The 15,882-nt window shown below is 61.8% G+C and carries 15 protein-coding genes and 1 riboswitch; of the genes, 8 read left to right on the top strand and 7 right to left on the bottom strand.

All coding sequences use genetic code 11. The features are described 5' to 3' along the window. Positions 1 to 27 precede the first annotated feature (27 nt). The 5 genes from AAF358_07690 to AAF358_07670 form a co-directional block, all read right to left on the bottom strand. A complete protein-coding gene (locus AAF358_07690; protein ID MEM7705417.1) occupies positions 28 to 771 on the bottom strand; it encodes an NAD-dependent deacylase in 744 nt (247 codons plus the stop codon). Continuing rightward, positions 768 to 1,946, bottom strand: a complete 1,179-nt coding sequence (locus tag AAF358_07685) for a VWA domain-containing protein (GenBank protein MEM7705416.1) — start codon at positions 1,944 to 1,946, stop codon at positions 768 to 770. Before AAF358_07685 ends, AAF358_07690 begins: the two co-directional genes overlap by 4 nt. Further along, the gene (locus AAF358_07680; protein ID MEM7705415.1) at positions 1,946 to 2,797 is read right to left on the bottom strand and encodes a MoxR family ATPase; all 852 of its coding nucleotides are present in this window, start codon (positions 2,795 to 2,797) and stop codon (positions 1,946 to 1,948) included. Before AAF358_07680 ends, AAF358_07685 begins: the two co-directional genes overlap by 1 nt. Positions 2,798 to 2,898: 101 nt before the next feature. After that, on the bottom strand, positions 2,899 to 4,170 hold the full coding sequence (locus AAF358_07675; GenBank protein ID MEM7705414.1) for an aminotransferase class I/II-fold pyridoxal phosphate-dependent enzyme: 1,272 nt from the start codon (positions 4,168 to 4,170) through the stop codon (positions 2,899 to 2,901). Between the two features lie 9 nt (positions 4,171 to 4,179). Next, entirely contained in the window at positions 4,180 to 5,199 is a 1,020-nt protein-coding gene (locus AAF358_07670) for a homoserine O-succinyltransferase (protein ID MEM7705413.1), read from the bottom strand. After that, a riboswitch (SAM riboswitch) is annotated at positions 5,193 to 5,299 on the bottom strand. (Overlaps the previous gene by 7 nt.) A gap of 209 nt (positions 5,300 to 5,508) precedes the next feature. Between AAF358_07670 and AAF358_07665 the strand changes: the two genes are divergently transcribed. Further along, positions 5,509 to 6,171, top strand: coding sequence for a rhomboid family intramembrane serine protease (locus AAF358_07665; protein MEM7705412.1), 663 nt, complete (start codon positions 5,509 to 5,511; stop codon positions 6,169 to 6,171). Positions 6,172 to 6,182: 11 nt separating this feature from the next. Here the strand turns inward: AAF358_07665 and actP are convergent, their stop codons facing one another. After that, entirely contained in the window at positions 6,183 to 7,808 is a 1,626-nt protein-coding gene (actP, locus tag AAF358_07660) for a cation acetate symporter (protein ID MEM7705411.1), read from the bottom strand. 35 nt (positions 7,809 to 7,843) lie between these two features. Continuing rightward, positions 7,844 to 8,167: a DUF485 domain-containing protein gene (locus AAF358_07655; protein ID MEM7705410.1), complete on the bottom strand. Its 324-nt coding sequence runs from the start codon at positions 8,165 to 8,167 to the stop codon at positions 7,844 to 7,846. Positions 8,168 to 8,394: 227 nt separating this feature from the next. Between AAF358_07655 and AAF358_07650 the strand changes: the two genes are divergently transcribed. From AAF358_07650 to AAF358_07620, 7 genes are read left to right on the top strand one after another with little or no spacing between them, the layout of a single operon-like run. Then, positions 8,395 to 8,922: a MarR family transcriptional regulator gene (locus AAF358_07650; protein MEM7705409.1), complete on the top strand. Its 528-nt coding sequence runs from the start codon at positions 8,395 to 8,397 to the stop codon at positions 8,920 to 8,922. After that, complete coding sequence (locus tag AAF358_07645) at positions 8,919 to 10,553, top strand: AMP-binding protein (GenBank protein ID MEM7705408.1); 1,635 nt, start codon at positions 8,919 to 8,921, stop codon at positions 10,551 to 10,553. Before AAF358_07650 ends, AAF358_07645 begins: the two co-directional genes overlap by 4 nt. Beyond that, a complete protein-coding gene (locus AAF358_07640; GenBank protein ID MEM7705407.1) occupies positions 10,550 to 11,758 on the top strand; it encodes a thiolase family protein in 1,209 nt (402 codons plus the stop codon). The genes AAF358_07645 and AAF358_07640 overlap by 4 nt, the downstream gene beginning before the upstream one ends. Further along, positions 11,755 to 13,008 (top strand): SDR family oxidoreductase, encoded by a 1,254-nt coding sequence (locus AAF358_07635; GenBank protein MEM7705406.1) that lies wholly within the window; start codon positions 11,755 to 11,757, stop codon positions 13,006 to 13,008. Before AAF358_07640 ends, AAF358_07635 begins: the two co-directional genes overlap by 4 nt. Further along, positions 13,008 to 13,787, top strand: coding sequence for a cyclase family protein (locus AAF358_07630; GenBank protein MEM7705405.1), 780 nt, complete (start codon positions 13,008 to 13,010; stop codon positions 13,785 to 13,787). The genes AAF358_07635 and AAF358_07630 overlap by 1 nt, the downstream gene beginning before the upstream one ends. Then, positions 13,784 to 14,518, top strand: coding sequence for an SDR family oxidoreductase (locus AAF358_07625; GenBank protein MEM7705404.1), 735 nt, complete (start codon positions 13,784 to 13,786; stop codon positions 14,516 to 14,518). Before AAF358_07630 ends, AAF358_07625 begins: the two co-directional genes overlap by 4 nt. A 40-nt stretch (positions 14,519 to 14,558) precedes the next feature. After that, entirely contained in the window at positions 14,559 to 15,881 is a 1,323-nt protein-coding gene (locus tag AAF358_07620; GenBank protein ID MEM7705403.1) for an aromatic ring-hydroxylating dioxygenase subunit alpha, read from the top strand. The last annotated feature ends 1 nt before the right edge of the window (position 15,882 follow it).

Below are 15,882 nucleotides of genomic sequence, written 5' to 3'. Positions count from 1 at the left end.
GGGAATGCTCATGGCGTAATTATACCGTCAGGTCGTTGCGAGGGATTCCACCAGCTGAGGCAAAACCTCGCCGGAGGGCCCGAGCAGCGTGGCGTCACAATGGGGGCTCAGTGGCGTCTGCGCGGGATTGATTTCAATCAGGAAAGCGCCGGCGCGCTTGGCCGCAAGCGGCAGAGAAGCGGCGGGCTCAACCACCGTTGACGTGCCGGCAGAGATAAAGACGTCGCTGGCTTCTGCGATATCGAAGGCTCGCTGCAGAGCAACCCCGGGCAGCGCCTCGCCGAACCAGACGACGCCCGGACGGCAGAGTCCGTCAGGGTGATGGGGCGAAGGTGGCGGGAGGGCGGTCTGCTTTGCCAGGTAGTCGTCGTCGACCGGTTCTAACGTTCGGTGACAGAGCGTGCGCATGATGCTCCCGTGCAGCTCAATCACGTCCTTCGCGCCACCCCGCTGATGAAGCCCGTCAACGTTCTGCGTCACGATGTGGGTAGGGCGCAGCTGCTGTAGCTGAGCGAGGGCCCGATGCCCTGGATTGGGGTCAGCTTCCGTCACCTGCTCACGGCGCCAGGCGTACCATTTCCAGACCAGTTCGGGGTCGCGCTCAAAGGCTTCGGGTGTTGCGAGATCCTCGGGACGAAATTGTGACCACAGGCCCGTTTGCGCGTCACGAAAGGTGGCAATACCGCTCTCCGCGGAAACGCCGGCGCCCGTGAGCACGCCGATGCTGCGAGCGTCCTGAAGCGCCCGGGTGACCGCGTCAGGCACCCTCATCGCAGGGCTTTGATGGCGTTATCCAACCCGTTGAGGGTCAGCGGATACATCCGGTCTTCCATGATCTCGCGCGTCATCTTGATCGATGGGGTGTATTCCCAGCGCTGCACGGGTTCGGGGTTCAGCCAGACGGCTTTGCGGTAGTGCTCCAGCAGGCGGCGGATCCACACGGCACCGGCTTCTTCGTTCCAGTGCTCCACCGAGCCGCCGGGATAGCTGATCTCGTAGGGGCTCATGGTGGCGTCGCCGACAAAAATCAGTTTGTAATCGGGACCAAACTTATGGAGAACTTCCATCAGACCGATCCGCTCGTTGTGGCGTCGATGGTTGTCCTTCCAAAAGCTCTCGTAAGTGAAGTTGTGGAAGTAGAAGTACTCCATGTGCTTGAACTCGCTGCGCGCGGCGGAGAAGAGCTCTTCGCAGATGCGCACGTGGTCATCCATCGAGCCGCCCACGTCCAGGCACAGTAGGACTTTGATCGCGTTATGCCGCTCGGGGACCATCTTGATGTCGAGCAGTCCGCCGTTGCGGGCGGTGCTGTGGATCGTATCGTCCAGGTCCAGCTGATCCTGCGCTCCCTCCCGCGCGAACCGTCGGAGCTTGCGCAGTGCCACCTTGATGTTACGCGTGCCCAGCTGAACCGAGTCGTCTAGATTGCGGAACTCGCGTTTGTCCCAGACCTTGACCGCCCGACGGTGGCGGCTGCGGTCCTGCCCAATGCGCACGCCCTCGGGGTTGTAGCCGTAGGCGCCGAAGGGCGAGGTGCCGGCGGTCCCGATCATCTTGCTGCCGCCCTGATGACGCTTCTCCTGCTTCTCCAGCCGTTCGCGCAGCGCCTTCATCAGCTCCTCGAAGCCACCCATCGCTTCGATCTGCCTTCGTTGCTCCTCGGTGAGATCGAGCTCCGCCTGCCGCCGAAGCCACTCCTCGGGCAGCTCCGTGCTGCCGAGCTTGGCGAAGGCTGACTCGATGCCGCGGAAGTGGGCGGCAAACACCTGATCGAAGCGGTCGAAGTGCGTCTCGTCTTTGATCAGGCATGAACGCGCCAGGTAGTAAAAATTGTCAATGCTGTGGCCGGCGACCCCGAGCTTCATGGATTCATGCAGGGTCAGCAATTCCGTGATCGAGCACTTCAGGCCCGCATCGCGCAGCATAAAAAAGAACTTCAGGAGCATCAGGAGCGGTTGCGTCGGTCCAGAAACACCAGCTGTTCAAACAGATGGACGTCCTGCTCGTTTTTCAGCAGCGCACCATACAGCGGCGGGATGGCGCTGCGCTTGTCGTCGGTACGCAGCGCCTCCGGCGGGATGTCCTCGGCCAGCAGCAGCTTGATCCAGTCGAGAAGCTCCGAGGTGCTGGGCTTCTTCTTGAGGCCTGGAACATCGCGCAGCTTGTAGAAGGCGTTTAGCGCTTCGTTGAGCAGCTCCTTTTTCAGCCCCGGATAGTGCAGCTCGACGATCTGCTTCATCGTGTCCTCGTCAGGGAACTGAATGTAGTGGAAGAAGCAGCGGCGCAGGAACGCGTCCGGCAGCTCCTTTTCGTTGTTGCTCGTGATAATCACGATGGGCCGCTGACGGGCTTTGACCGTCTGCTGGGTCTCGTAGACGTAAAATGACATCTGGTCGAGCTCAAGCAAAAGGTCGTTGGGAAACTCGATGTCGGCCTTGTCGATTTCGTCGATCAGCAGCACCGGCTGCGCTTCCGCGTCAAACGCTTCCCATAGCTTGCCCTGCACGATGTAGTTGCTGATGTCGTGAACCTTGTCGTCACCGAGCTGGCTATCGCGCAGGCGGGCGACCGCGTCGTATTCGTACAGCCCCTGCTGGGCCTTGGTGGTGGATTTGATGTGCCACTGGATCAGGTTTTTGCCGAGGGACTGTGCCACCTCGTAAGCGAGCTGGGTTTTGCCGGTGCCGGGTTCGCCTTTGACCAAAATGGGTCGCTCAAGGGTAACCGCGGCGTTGACCGCCATTTTCAGATCTTCGGTGACCACATAGCGGTCGGTGGTTTCAAAACGTTCTGACATGAGGTTGTACGAGCTTCCGGTGGCTTGATCAGTCGGGCATTGGGACACGCCGGCGTGCGGGCCGTCAAGGCCCGCCGCCAGCCGCTGCAACTATGGCTCTGTCAGCAGTGTTCCAGCGCCTGATCGATATCCTGAAGGATGTCGTCGATGTGCTCGATACCCACCGACAGACGCACGAGGTCTTCACTCACGCCCGCCTTCGCCAGCTCCTCCTCATTGAGCTGACGGTGGGTAGTTGAGGCCGGGTGACAGGCCAGCGACTTGGCGTCCCCGATGTTGACCAGCCTGACGATCAGCTTCAGGGCGTCGATGAACTTCGTACCCGCCTCTCGGCCGCCCTTCAGCCCGAAGGTGAGGATGCCCGAAGCTTTGCCGCTGGTGTATTGCTGGGTTCGGCCGTGGTGGGGGTGATCGGGCAGTCCGGCGTAGCGGACCCAGCCCACCTTGTCGTGCGACTTAAGATGGTTGGCAACCGCCACCGCGTTTTCGCAATGTTTGTCCATCCGGAGCGGGAGCGTCTCGATGCCCTGGAGCACCAGGAAACTGTTAAAGGGTGAAATGGCGGCACCCATGTTGCGCAGCGGCACCACGCGGGCGCGGCCGATAAACGCCGCCTCGCCCAGCGCTTCGGCGTAGACCACGCCGTGATAGGACGGATCGGGCTCGTTGAACTTCGGAAAGCGCTCTGCGTGGTCTGCCCAGGGAAATTTACCGGAGTCGATCAGCACGCCGCCGATGGTGGTGCCGTGGCCTCCGAGATACTTGGTCAGCGAGTGGATCACAATATCGGCGCCATGCTCGAAGGGTCGGCACAGGTAAGGCGAGGGGACGGTGTTGTCGACAATCAGGGGCGCGCCGCCACTGTGGGCGATATCCGCCAGCGCTTTGAGGTCCATCACATCACCAGCCGGGTTGCCGATCGATTCACAAAAAACCGCCTTGGTGCGGTTGTCCATCGCTGCCGCCATGCCAGCGTGGTCGTCGGCGTCAACAAACCGCACCTCGATACCAAAGTTCGGCAGCGTGTGGGCGAACAGGTTGTACGTGCCGCCGTAGAGTGACGCGGTCGACACGATGTTGTCGCCACTTTCGGCCACCGTCATGAGTGCAGCCGTGATCGCGGCCATGCCCGAACCGAAGGCCAGTGAGCCGACCCCGCCTTCCATCGCCGCAAGGCGCTGTTCCAGCACGTCGGTGGTGGGGTTCATGATCCGGGTATATATATTCCCCTGGACCTTGAGGTCAAAAAGATCTGCCCCGTGCTGTGTATCGTCAAACGCGTAGGACGTGGTCTGGTAAACAGGCACCGCTACCGCGTTGGTTGTCGGGTCAGGCTGATAGCCACCGTGGACGGCCAGGGTTTCAATCTTCATGTTGGTTTATCACTCCGTTATTGCATCATTGCCGAGCACGTTCTTCAGCCATTGGCTGACGGCGATACTCTCTTTCAAAAAGGCGTCGTGTCCGTAGAGCGTTGGAAGCTCTGTGAGCGTCGAGAGGCCCCCAAGCCGCTCATTGAGTTCCCGCATCAGCGCCGGCGGCGCGACAAAGTCATCCTGAAAGGCGAGCAGCGCAACCGGTAGCTTGACGGCCTCCGGTTCGAGATCCAGCAGATCGATGGAGGTCGACAGGGTGAGGTAGGCGTCGGGATGGAACTCGCTGGCGAACTGATGGCCGCGGGCAAACAGATAGTTTTCGACCTCGAAGCTCACCGGTTGCCCGGGTGTCGGCTTTCGAGAGAAACGCTCCTCGAACTCCCGGTTGGATCGATAGGTGGACATGCCGATCGCTCGGGATAGCCTCAGCCCCGCGGCGCTGTCCCCAAGGTCACTGCAGGCGCGAACCGCCTCGCGCTGGACGCAGCGCAGTGCGGTGGCCATAGCGGTCGGTCGGTGCGCCGCGCCGAGCACCACCGCCTGTTTGCACCGTTCGCCAAAGTGCCGGGCGAACTCGAGGGCGACCATGCCGCCGTAAGAGGCGCCGACGAAGTGGTGCAGTCGGGTAATCTCCAGCTGATCCATCAACCGTGCGATACAGGTGGCCTGGTCGGCAGGCGATACGGTGCGTGGCCAGCCGTCGCTGTTGCGGGGGCCGCTCGTCTGCCCGTTGCCGCCGAGGAAGTCGATCCCAACGACACGGAACTGTGTGGTATCCAGCCCCTTGCCCGGTCCGACCAAGGGTTCCCACCAGCCGGGGGAGGGGTCGCCTTCGTGGCTGCCGGCATGGCGAGTCGCTGAGATTCCCCCCAGCACCACAACAGCCGGCGCGTCCGCGGGGCCTACACACTCAAAGCTGATCTGAAGATCGGGAATTTTCTCGCCGGATTCCAGACGAAGCTCACCCGCATTCACGATCGAAGTGATGACGCCCGGGGCGCGTGATGATAGTTCGGTCTGGCTCATTGCTCGGTGGAAGTTCCCCGCAGGACTTGGCACCAAAGCTACGAAGTAGCAGGTTGCCCCAGCGTCAAAGGGCCTGTCCCTCAGCTGGTCTTAATGAGGACGGGGATCGTGGCAGGAACGAGCAGGGGGGTCAACCCTTATGCACAACGCGCCGCCAACGTCGCGCGGCGAGGGTCCGTTACAGCAACATCACGCGTCATTCGCTAGAGTGTGTGATCACCAAATGGTCCTGTCACCCTGCTTCCGATACGAGACGACAATCCGACCAATCTGACGCCCTTCGTCACGCTGGCGCTCATCGTCGTAAACGTGCTGGTGTGGCTTGGGCTGCAGCAGGCTGGTCGCGAGCCCGGCCTGTCGGTGTCGATCTGCACCCTGGGCCTGATTCCTGCTGATGTACTTAACCTTCGTCCCAGCGGCCCGGTGGTCTGTCCCATCGAAGGCGGTGGCTGGGTGACCGTCATCAGCAGCATGTTTATGCACGGCAGCTGGATGCACATTCTCGGCAACCTGTGGTTTCTCTGGATCTTCGGGAACAACGTCGAAGACGCGATGGGCCACGGACGCTTTCTCGCGTTTTACGTGCTGTGCGGCATTGCTGCCGCCGCTGCCCAGGCGGTCGCCGACCCGGCCTCGGCCGTGCCGATGGTCGGCGCGTCCGGCGCTATCGGCGGTGTGATGGGGGCGTACATTGTGCTCTACCCGCGGGTGAACGTGCATATCCTGTTTTTTGTCACCACCATCGCCGTGCCAGCGGTGCTGATGCTCGGCTATTGGCTGCTGCTGCAGTTGCTGGGAGGGTTCGGCAGCGGGGGCGCCGGCGGCGTAGCGTTCTGGGCGCACGTCGGCGGATTTGTAGCGGGTGCTTTGCTGGTGCTCGCCTTCAAAGACGAGCGCCTGCTGGCACGCCACCCATACTACGGCTGGCGTCAGCAGCGGCTGCCAACGCGCAGCTGGCGGCGGATCCGCTAACGCTTCTTCGACTAGTGACTGGACGCCGCGTCGATGCCGATCCCGAGTTCGGATCGAATGCGCTGGTCTTCGAAGCGTGCGCGCTCCCGGGCCGCGCTGGCGCTTCGGTCTGTGGCTGAGAAAAACCAGATACACAGCGCGGTGACGGGCAGGGTGGCGATCGTTGGGTACGTGTAGGGGAACCACGGCTTCTCAAAGCCGAGGATGCTCACCATCACGCCGGGGCCGGCAACAATCAGCGCCACCGAAAAGACCAGGCCGATGATGCTCGACAACACCACGCCCCGGGTGGTCAGTCCGCGCCAATACATCGCGGCGATCAGCACCGGCGCGTTGACGCTAGCGGATACCGCCAGCGCAAAGGTGGTGACAAACGCAATGTTCTGGTTCTCAAATGCCAGGCCGAGAATCACGCCCAGCACCCCGATCACCACCACGGAGGTGCGCATGATGATGAGCTCGGTCTTTTCAGAATGCGAGCTTGCGGCGAAGGTCTTATAGAGATCGTGCGCAATCGTGGCCGCGCCAGATAACGTCAGCCCAGCCACCACCGCCAGGATGGTGGCGAACGTCACCGCCGCCATAAAGCCAAGCAGCAGGTTGCCGCCCACAAACTGGGCCACGTGGACCGCAACCATGTTGCCGCCGCCAAGCAGGTTCCCCGCCGAGTCGTAGAACGAATCGGGGTTCTCGATCAGGATCGAAACCGCGCCAAAGCCGATCACGATCACCATCAGATAAAACAGGCTCATGATGCAGATCGCCACGAACGACGACTGCCGGGCGGCGGCAGCATCCTTGACGGTGAACATGCGCATCAGCACGTGCGGCAAGCCGATAAAGCCAAACAGCATCGTGAGTCCCAGCGAGAGTCCGCCAAGCGGGTCGGCCATCCAGTTGCCCGGCGCAAGCAGCTGAGTGCCTCGCGGATGGTTCCGGGTGGCCCGCGAGAAGACTTCGGACAGCGAAAAATCGAAGTAGCGCAGGACGAGGATGCAGGTAAGCACGCCGCCGGCGATCAGCAGAATCGCCTTGATCAGCTGAACCCACGTGGTGGCCAGCATGCCCCCCAGGCTGACGTAGATGATCATCAGTGCGCTGACCGTGATGACCGCATACAGATAGTCCAGGCCGAACAGCAGCTGGATGAGCTTGCCGGCGCCGACGAGCTGTCCAATGAGATAAAACAGAATTACCGCTAGGGAGGCGATGCTGATGACAAGCCGCACCGGTTTGGGTGAGAGCCGGAACGATACAACGTCCACCAGGGTAAAACGACCGAGGTTGCGCAGCCGTTCGGCGATGATGAACAGAATCACTGGCCAGCTGCCCATCACGCCGATGATCAGCAGGTTGCCGTCCAGTCCGAACGCGAAGAGCGCGCTGGTGATGCCCAGGAATGAGGCTGCGGAGATAAAATCTCCGGCGATAGCGGTGCCGTTTTGCCAGGCAGAAATACCGCCGCCGGCCACGTACAGATCGCTGGCGGAGCGACTGCGTTTGGCGGCCCATACCGTGATTAGCAGGGTCACCAGAACGAAGGTGAGAAACATGGTGATCGCCGCTTGATTGAGCGGTTGCTTGTCGGCGCTGCCGGTAATCCCTTCCGCTGCCAGGGCCACCTCCGCGGCGACCATGAACCAAAGACCCGCGAGGCTTGCAACCCATCGATTCATGAGCCCTGTTCCCCTAACTCGGCTTCAGCGATCAGCGCCTTCAGGTTCGGGTCGTAGGCTCGATTGGCCCACCAGATGTAGTAACCCGAAATCAGGGGTGCCATAACTACCAGCCCGATGGTGACCAGCAGGCCGACGTTCATTGCGGTGTCCCCAACTGTCGTCGACATGAGCGGTCGTGCGTAGCCCATCATCAATACGTAGACCAGGTAAACGGCGATGTTGAACAGAGTTAGGCCAACAGCAACCCTACGGCGTTTACCCGCAAGCGTCCGGTAGCGGTCGGATTCCATGAGGGCATGGGCGCGAGCGTTATCCATTCTGTCTCCTCAGTGCCGCAGCGGCAGGGCGGCCTTGGTTGTTTTTATGGCTGGGGCGAAGCGGTCTGCGGCGCGGTGTGCGCAAACAATTGAATGAATAATCAATTGAATTGTAAAGCACAAATGCGCTACGCTCTTCGTTGTCAGCAGGTGCCGTCGAACGTCCAGTTCGCTGACACCGTCGGATTGTACCTGTTGTCGCACGACAGTGAGGGAAGGGACGGGAGATGGGAGAAAGCGCAGCACCGCAAAAGATCGGGCCCCTGCACGCTCGCTTTCACCTGGATGACTACGTGCTCTACAACCTCATCCGGCTGTCCTCCACCTACAACGCGGAAATGGAACGCGCGCTCAAGCGTTATGGCCTGAGCACAACCGAATGGCGCATTCTGTCGCTTCTTAAGGACCGCAGCCCCAGCACGGTGGGTGAGCTGGCACGTCGTTCGGTGACCAAACTACCGACCATTACCCGCATGCTGGGGCGCATGGAAAAAGCGGGTCTCGTGCTCCGCGACGCATCCAGCGCCGACCGGCGCGTCGTTGAGGTCACCATGACGCCACAGGCTGAGCAAACGCTTCAGCTGGTCCGCTCGATCGGACAAAACGTCTTTGACAAGGCCTTCGACGGCATCAGCGCTGAGCAGATTGACGAGATGACGCTGCTGCTGAAGCAGATTCGAGAAAACCTGAGCCGCTCGCCTTACGAAGAGATGCGAGAAACTGCCCCGGCCAAAACCAGCCGAGGTGGCGGGTGACCGACCGGGGCACCATTTACGACCGGTTTCTGGCGGTCGTAGGGAATCATCCCTCGCGCCCATTCCTTCACGTTCCTGAGCAGACGGCTGCCGTGTACGAGCTGCCGCGCGCCGACTTCACCTACGCCGAAACTGCCGCAGAGGTAGAAACACTGCTTGCAACCTATCGGGAGCTGGGGTGTGGCCAGGGGCTGCGGGTGGGCGTAGCCCTGCACAACCGGCCTGAGTTCTTTTTTCATCTGCTGGCGCTCAACGCGCTGGGATGCAGCGTGGTCCCGCTGAATACGGCCATGATGGACCGCGAGCTGCGTTATCTCCTCGAGCACAGCGAGGTGGCGCTAGTGGTTGCGCACGCGAGCGTGGCTGAGCAGCTGGCAAGTGTTGCAGGGGATACCCCTCAGAGGCCGCCTGTGGTCACACCAGCGGCGTTGGCCGGTCTTGACTGTCGATGGACCCAAGATTCCGGGGTGCTTCACGAAGACACGGAAGCCGCATTGATCTATACCTCTGGTACCACCGGTACACCCAAGGGCTGCATGCTGAGCAACAGCTACTTCCGCGAGATCGGTCGGTTCTACGCCGGTATCGGCGGTTACTGCAGCTTTCGGCCCGGAGAAGATCGTTTGATCACGCCGCTGCCGGTCTCTCACATGAATGCTCTGGCGACCTCGTTTATGGGGGTGATGGAGACCGCGAGCTGCCTGATTCAGCTGGATCGCTTTCATCCGCGGACTTGGTGGGAGAGCGTGGCTGCGAGCGGCGCCACGGTCATGCATTACCTGGGGGTGATGCCGGCCATGCTGCTCAACGCGCCGGAACAAGACAATGACCGCAGCTTTCATCAGGTGCGTTTCGCCTTCGGCGCCGGCTGTGATCCCCGGCACCACGCTCGGTTTGAAGAGCGGTTTGGCATTCCCCTGACCGAAGCTTGGGCGATGTCCGAAACCGGCGCTGGTGCTTGGATCACGGCATCACACGACTCCCGGCATGTCGGCACACGCTGTTTTGGTAAGGCGCCGGAGGGGCTTGAATACCGGCTGGTTGATGAAGCCGGCAATGACGTGCCGCCAGGCGAAACCGGGGAACTGCTGGTTCGCCGCCACGGCGAGAAGCCTAGGCAGTTTTTCTTCAGCGGCTATCTCAAAGATCCGGACGCGACCGAGGAAGCCTGGGCCGGCGGCTGGTTCCATACGGGCGACGAGGTTCGTGTCGGGGCTGACGGCAGCTTTTACTTTGTGGATCGGCGAAAGAACATTATCCGCCGCAGCGGTGAGAACATCGCTGCCATCGAGGTCGAGAGTGTGATCATCCGTGATCCGGCCGTGCTCAACTGTGTGGTCTGTCCGGTGTCCGATGAGATTCGCGGGGAAGAGGTTGCCGCGCTGCTTGTGGCTGCACCTGGCACTGAAACTGACGCCATCGCCGAGGCGGTTTTTGAGGCCTGCCGCCATGACCTGGCGTACTACAAGGCTCCCGGTTACATCGGCTTTGTCGACGCGATACCGCTAACGGCCTCCGAGAAGGTTCAGCGGGGTGAGGCAAAGCGGCTCGCCGCTGAGGCCGTGAAGGCCGGTCGGTGCATGGACTTCACCACGCGGAAGAAACGCCCGGCAAAGGAGGCGGCCACATGAGCCTGAAGCGCGCCCGTCAGCCCTATAGCGGCGTGGTGGCCGCGGTGCCGGTAACCGTTCCGTACGAGCGTTACTCTCACCAATCCGCACACTGGTGGCTCGGGCGTGCGATGAGAGCGCTGGCAAAGGCCAGTGGCCTGGGAGCTGACGACATCGACGGCTTTTGCGTCTCTTCCTTCTCGCTCCTGCCCGATACGGCGGTTGGACTCACCCAGCATCTGGGCTTGAGTCCGCGTTGGCTTGACCACATTCCGATGGGCGGTGCGAGCGGCGTTGTGGCGCTGCGCCGGGCAGCTCGAGCGGTGCAGGCCGGGGACGCTGAGGTGGTCGCCTGCGTGGCGGGTGACACGAATCAGATCAGTTCGTTCAAAAACATGCTCACCAGCTTTAGCCGTTTTTCCCAGGACGCCTCGTTTCCCTACGGTTCCGGTGGACCGAACGCCAACTTTGCGCTGATGACCAAAGCGTTTATGAACCGCTACGGCACTAGCCGCGAGGCGTTTGGCCAGCTTTGCGTCGACCAGCGGGACAGCGCGCTGGGGATTCCTTTTGCCATGATGAAAAAGCCGCTGACGCTGGAGCAGTATCTCAATGCTCGCGTTATCGCAGACCCGCTGCGGCTGTTTGACTGCGTCATGCCTTGCGCCGGCGCGGAAGGTTTTCTGGTCATGCACGAGGACACGGCTCGCAATCTCTCGCTGCCAGCGGTGCAGATCCTCTCCACAATCGAACGCCACAACGCGTTTAGCGCTGATCCGATCCAGCTGCGCGGCGGCTGGGAGATGGATCGTGACGAGCTGTGGGCCCAGGCGGGCGTCAGTCCGGATGCGGTAGACCTGCTGCAGACCTACGACGACTATCCGGTGATCTGCGCTATGCAGATAGAAGACCTTGGCTTCTGCGAGAAAGGGGGCGCCGATGAATTCATCCGGGGCCACACGATGACCTGCGAGGGTACCTTTCCGCACAACACCTCGGGCGGCCAGCTGTCGACCGGCCAGGCCGGCGCGGCCGGGGGTTACATCGGTCTGGTGGAGGCGTTGCGCCAGGTCACGGGCCAGGCTTTGGGCAAACAGGTTACCGACGCGCGCATTGCCGCCGTGTCCGGCTTTGGCATGATCAACTTTGATCGGGGCGTCTGCACGGCGGCGGCCATTCTCGCCGGGCCTGGCGCTGCATCGGGTGTTGAGGCGGCCGCCGCATGACGGCGCCGCTCGCCAAGCCCCGCCGCAAAAACCCGCAGCTTCGGTCGCGGGTAGCCACCATGCCTCCGCGGCCGCGCAGCCGTGCCGCGCTGGCGTTTAGCGCCCGGGCGGCGCGCGGCGAATTTCAGCTGCAGGTCTGCGGCGACTGTGGCGCGGTGGCGTATCCGCCGCGCGACGCTTGCGCGAGCTGCTGGTCGGTTGACCTACGCTGGCAGCCGGCACAGCCGACGGGTGAGCTGCTGGCGCTCAGCGTGCTGGACAGCAGCACCAACGTGTACTTTCGACAGCGTATGCCGTGGCGAGTGGGGACGGTTCGGCTGGCCGATGGGATCAGTGTTTTGGCGCACGTGCACGGCGACGTGGCCGAAGGAGACACCGTGCGCATGATCGCGCGAACGGATAAAGCCGGGCAGGGCGTATTGATGGCGCTCCCGGAGGAGGAGACCCCCCATATGGACGACGACCCGCAGCTGCGTGAGCTGACCTGTTCCCCCCGTCATCGCCGGGTGCTGCTGACCGATATCCGCAGTCCGGTTGCGCAGACCCTGATCCCGATGCTCAAGGAGTCCGGCGCCGCGATCATTTTTGCCGGCCTGGCAGAGCCCTGGAAAAAAAACGATGTCGTCGCCGAGGCGGTGGCCGATGAGTGTGTGCAGCTCGCGGAACTCAACGTGACCGACACCGGGTCGGTGCGGGAATGCGCGGCATCGATCGGCCATAAGGTGGACATTCTCATCAACACGGCCAGCCACGTTCGCTCCGGCGGTGCGCTCGACCAGCCGCTCGTCGAAGCCAGACGCGAGATGGAAACCAACTACTTTGGCCTGCTGCGGCTGCTTCAGTATTTTGCGCCGGTCATGCGTAGCCGAGGGGCAGACGGCGCTACCAGTGCCACCTGCTGGACCAACCTGCTGTCGGTCTACGCGAGGTCAAACTGGCCGGCCTACGCCACGAGCTCCGCCAGCCAGGCTGCTGCGCTGTCGCTGGCCCAGGCTGCCCGCGCAGAGTTTGTCGGCAGCGGCGTGAAGGTGATGAACGTGTTTCACGGGCCGCTCGAAGACCCTTGGTATGAGCCGGTATCACCCCCGCTGGTCACGCCTGCCAAGCTCGCCAGCGTGACCGTCAAGGGTCTGTGCGAGGGGCTGGAGGAGGCCGTGGCCGGGGATATCGCGACGGATGTCGTCAACCGCTGGCGCGAGGATCCCGGCGTTCTGGAATTCGAGCTGCAGCACGAGCGGGAGGTGGACTGATGGGTGCCCTCGCAACGCTGGCCCAGGCCATGGCCGGCGGGTCAGTCCGAACGGTCGACCTGACCTTTACGCTGGACCCGGACTTCCCGGTGCTGGTACTGCCTCAGGAGCTGGGTCAGTGCGAGCCGTTCCGGGTCGAAGAGGTGTCGCGCTATGACGCGCGGGGCCCCGGCTGGTACTGGCAAAACTTCACCTGCAACGAGCATACCGGGACTCACTTCGACGCGCCGATTCATTGGATCAGCGGCCGCGATCTGCCCAACAACTCGGTAGACACCATTCCCGTCGAGCGGTTTGTTGCGCCGGCGGTTGTCGCGGACTTTTCCGCTGAATGCGCCGCAGACGAAGATTTTGTGCTCACGGCCGCGCATGTTAAGGCCTGGGAGGACAGCCACGGGAAAATTGCGGCGGGCAGCTGGTTTCTGTTTCGCACCGACTGGTCCAAGCGAGAACCCGCCGCTTACATCAATCTGCGCGAAGACGGGGCGCATTCCCCGGGTCCGGATGCGGGAGCGCTCGACTACCTGATCCACGAAGCGGGTATTGTCGGTTTTGGGGTGGAAACCATTGGAACCGATGCGGGCCAGGGGGAACATTTTGATCCGCCTCATCCGGCTCATCTGCTGCTGCATGGCAACAATCGCTACGGCCTGCAGTGTCTGCGCAATCTGGATCAGCTGCCCCCGGTGGGCGCGATGCTCATCTGTGCGCCACTGAAAATCAAGCAGGGTTCAGGCAGTCCGCTGCGGGTCCTGGCGCTGGTGGAGGAAACACCATGAGTCAAGCAACGCAGGGTGTCACCCTGGTGACCGGTGGCAATCGTGGCATTGGCCTGGCGATCACTCAAAGTATTCTCGAAGAAGGCGGTGAGGTGGTGTGCGTGTCGCGCCAGGCACCGGAGCTTCAGCATGAGCGCCTGCACAGCGTCATTGTCGATCTCGGTGATCGGGAGGAAACGAAACAGGCAGTGGCGGAGATCAACGCCAACCACCCGGTGCTCAACATCGTTCACAACGCCGGCGTGATCCGACCAGCGCTAATCGAAGACGTGGCCTTGACCGACCTGGACTACCTCACCGAGCTTCACCTGGCAACGATGGTCACGCTTGTGCAGGCATCGTTGCCCGCGATGAAAGACGCCGGCTACGGCCGGATTGTCGGCATCTCATCGCGAGGCGCGTTGGGGCTTCAGACCCGTACCAACTACGCGGCGACCAAGGCTGGCATGTTCGGCATGCTCCGAACCTGGGCGCTTGAATTGGGGCCGTCGGGTATCACGTCCAACTGCGTGGCCCCGGGGCCGGTGGTGACCGATATGTTCGATGAAATTATGGGTGATGACGCGCAGCGGGTGAACGCTCTCGCGGGCAGCATTCCTGTGCGGCGACTGGGTGCCGCGGATGACATCGCCCACGCCACCCGCTTTTTTCTGAGTCCGGCGGCAGGCTTTGTGACCGGCCAGGTGCTCTACGTTTGCGGCGGTGCCAGCATCGGCACCGTGGTGATTTGAACGATGCGAAGCAAGAAACTTTTTGTGTGAGGGGAACGCTATGAGTGAACTGCGGCCTGCCTACCGGCAATTCGAAATGTCAGAACTGGTTGAGCATGATCGAGTCCATCGCAGCATTTACACCGACCCCGAGATCTTCGATCTGGAAATGGCCCGGATCTGGGGAAAAACGTGGATCTACGTTGGGCATGAGAGTCAGGTCGCCGAACCCGGTGACTACTACACGACGACCGTCGCCAGCCAGCCGGTGATCATGTCACGCGACCACGACGGGCAGCTTCATGTGTTGTTCAACCGATGTGCTCACAAGGGCGCCCAGCTTGTCGGGGATGAGTGCGGCAACCTCAAAGAGTTTCGCTGCTGCTACCACGCGTGGCGCTTTGCGATGGACGGCCGCTGCGTTTCGATACCGCTCGAGGATGGCTACGCCGACGCGGGCCTCACCAAAGACGATCCGGCGGCCAGCGTGCGGAAGGTGCCGCGAGTCGGAAGCTACAGGGGGTTTGTGTTCGCCAGCCTCAGCCAGGAGGGTCCGGATCTGGAAACCTGGCTCGGCGGCGTCGCGTCTTCGATCGACAACATGGTGGACCGTGCGCCAGACGGCGAGCTGGAGGTGGTGCCGGGCGTGATGCGCTACGAGCACGACAGCAACTGGAAGTTTTTTGTCGAAAACCTCAACGACATGATGCATCCGATGATTGTGCATCAGTCTTCGAGCCTGACGGCGCGGGTGGTGGCCAAGCGCGAACTCGGGAAAGACGCGCCGCTGCCGCCGGCACTCGAGATCATTTCGCCATTTACAGAGAGCTACGCGTTCTTCGACGATATGGGGCTCCATGCCTTCGACAATGGGCACGGCTATTCCGGCGGAAAAAACAGCATACACGCGGCCTATTCCGACGTTGAGGCCTACAACGACGCGATGAACGATGCCTACGGTGAGGAGCGAGTGAAGCAGATTTTTGCCGTCAATCGTCACAATACAGTTTTCTATCCGAGTCTGACCATCAAGGGTGCCATTCAAACGATCCGCGTGGTCAAGCCGGTGGCGGTCGACAAAACCATCATCGAGTCATTCACGCTGCGGCTGAAAGGTGCGCCGGATGAGCTGCTCAAGCGCTCGATTCTTTACTGCAACTTGATTAATTCGTCGGCCAACCTCGTCGGCCCGGACGACCAGGAGGCGTACCTCCGCCAGCAGGAGGGCCTCAAGACGCAAGGCAACGACTGGATTCCGCTGAGTCGCGATATCAACAGTGATGAGGAGCTTGAGCCAGGCCACTACTACGCCAAAGGCTCGAGTGATCTGGCCTTCCGCAACCAGCTCAAGGCGTGGAAACAATACATGCTGGCGGAGGACTGAC

Source organism: Pseudomonadota bacterium, assembly GCA_039033415.1.
Taxonomy (GTDB): Bacteria; Pseudomonadota; Gammaproteobacteria; order Xanthomonadales; family SZUA-38; genus JANQOZ01.
This window is presented reverse-complemented; position numbering and strand designations above follow the sequence as displayed.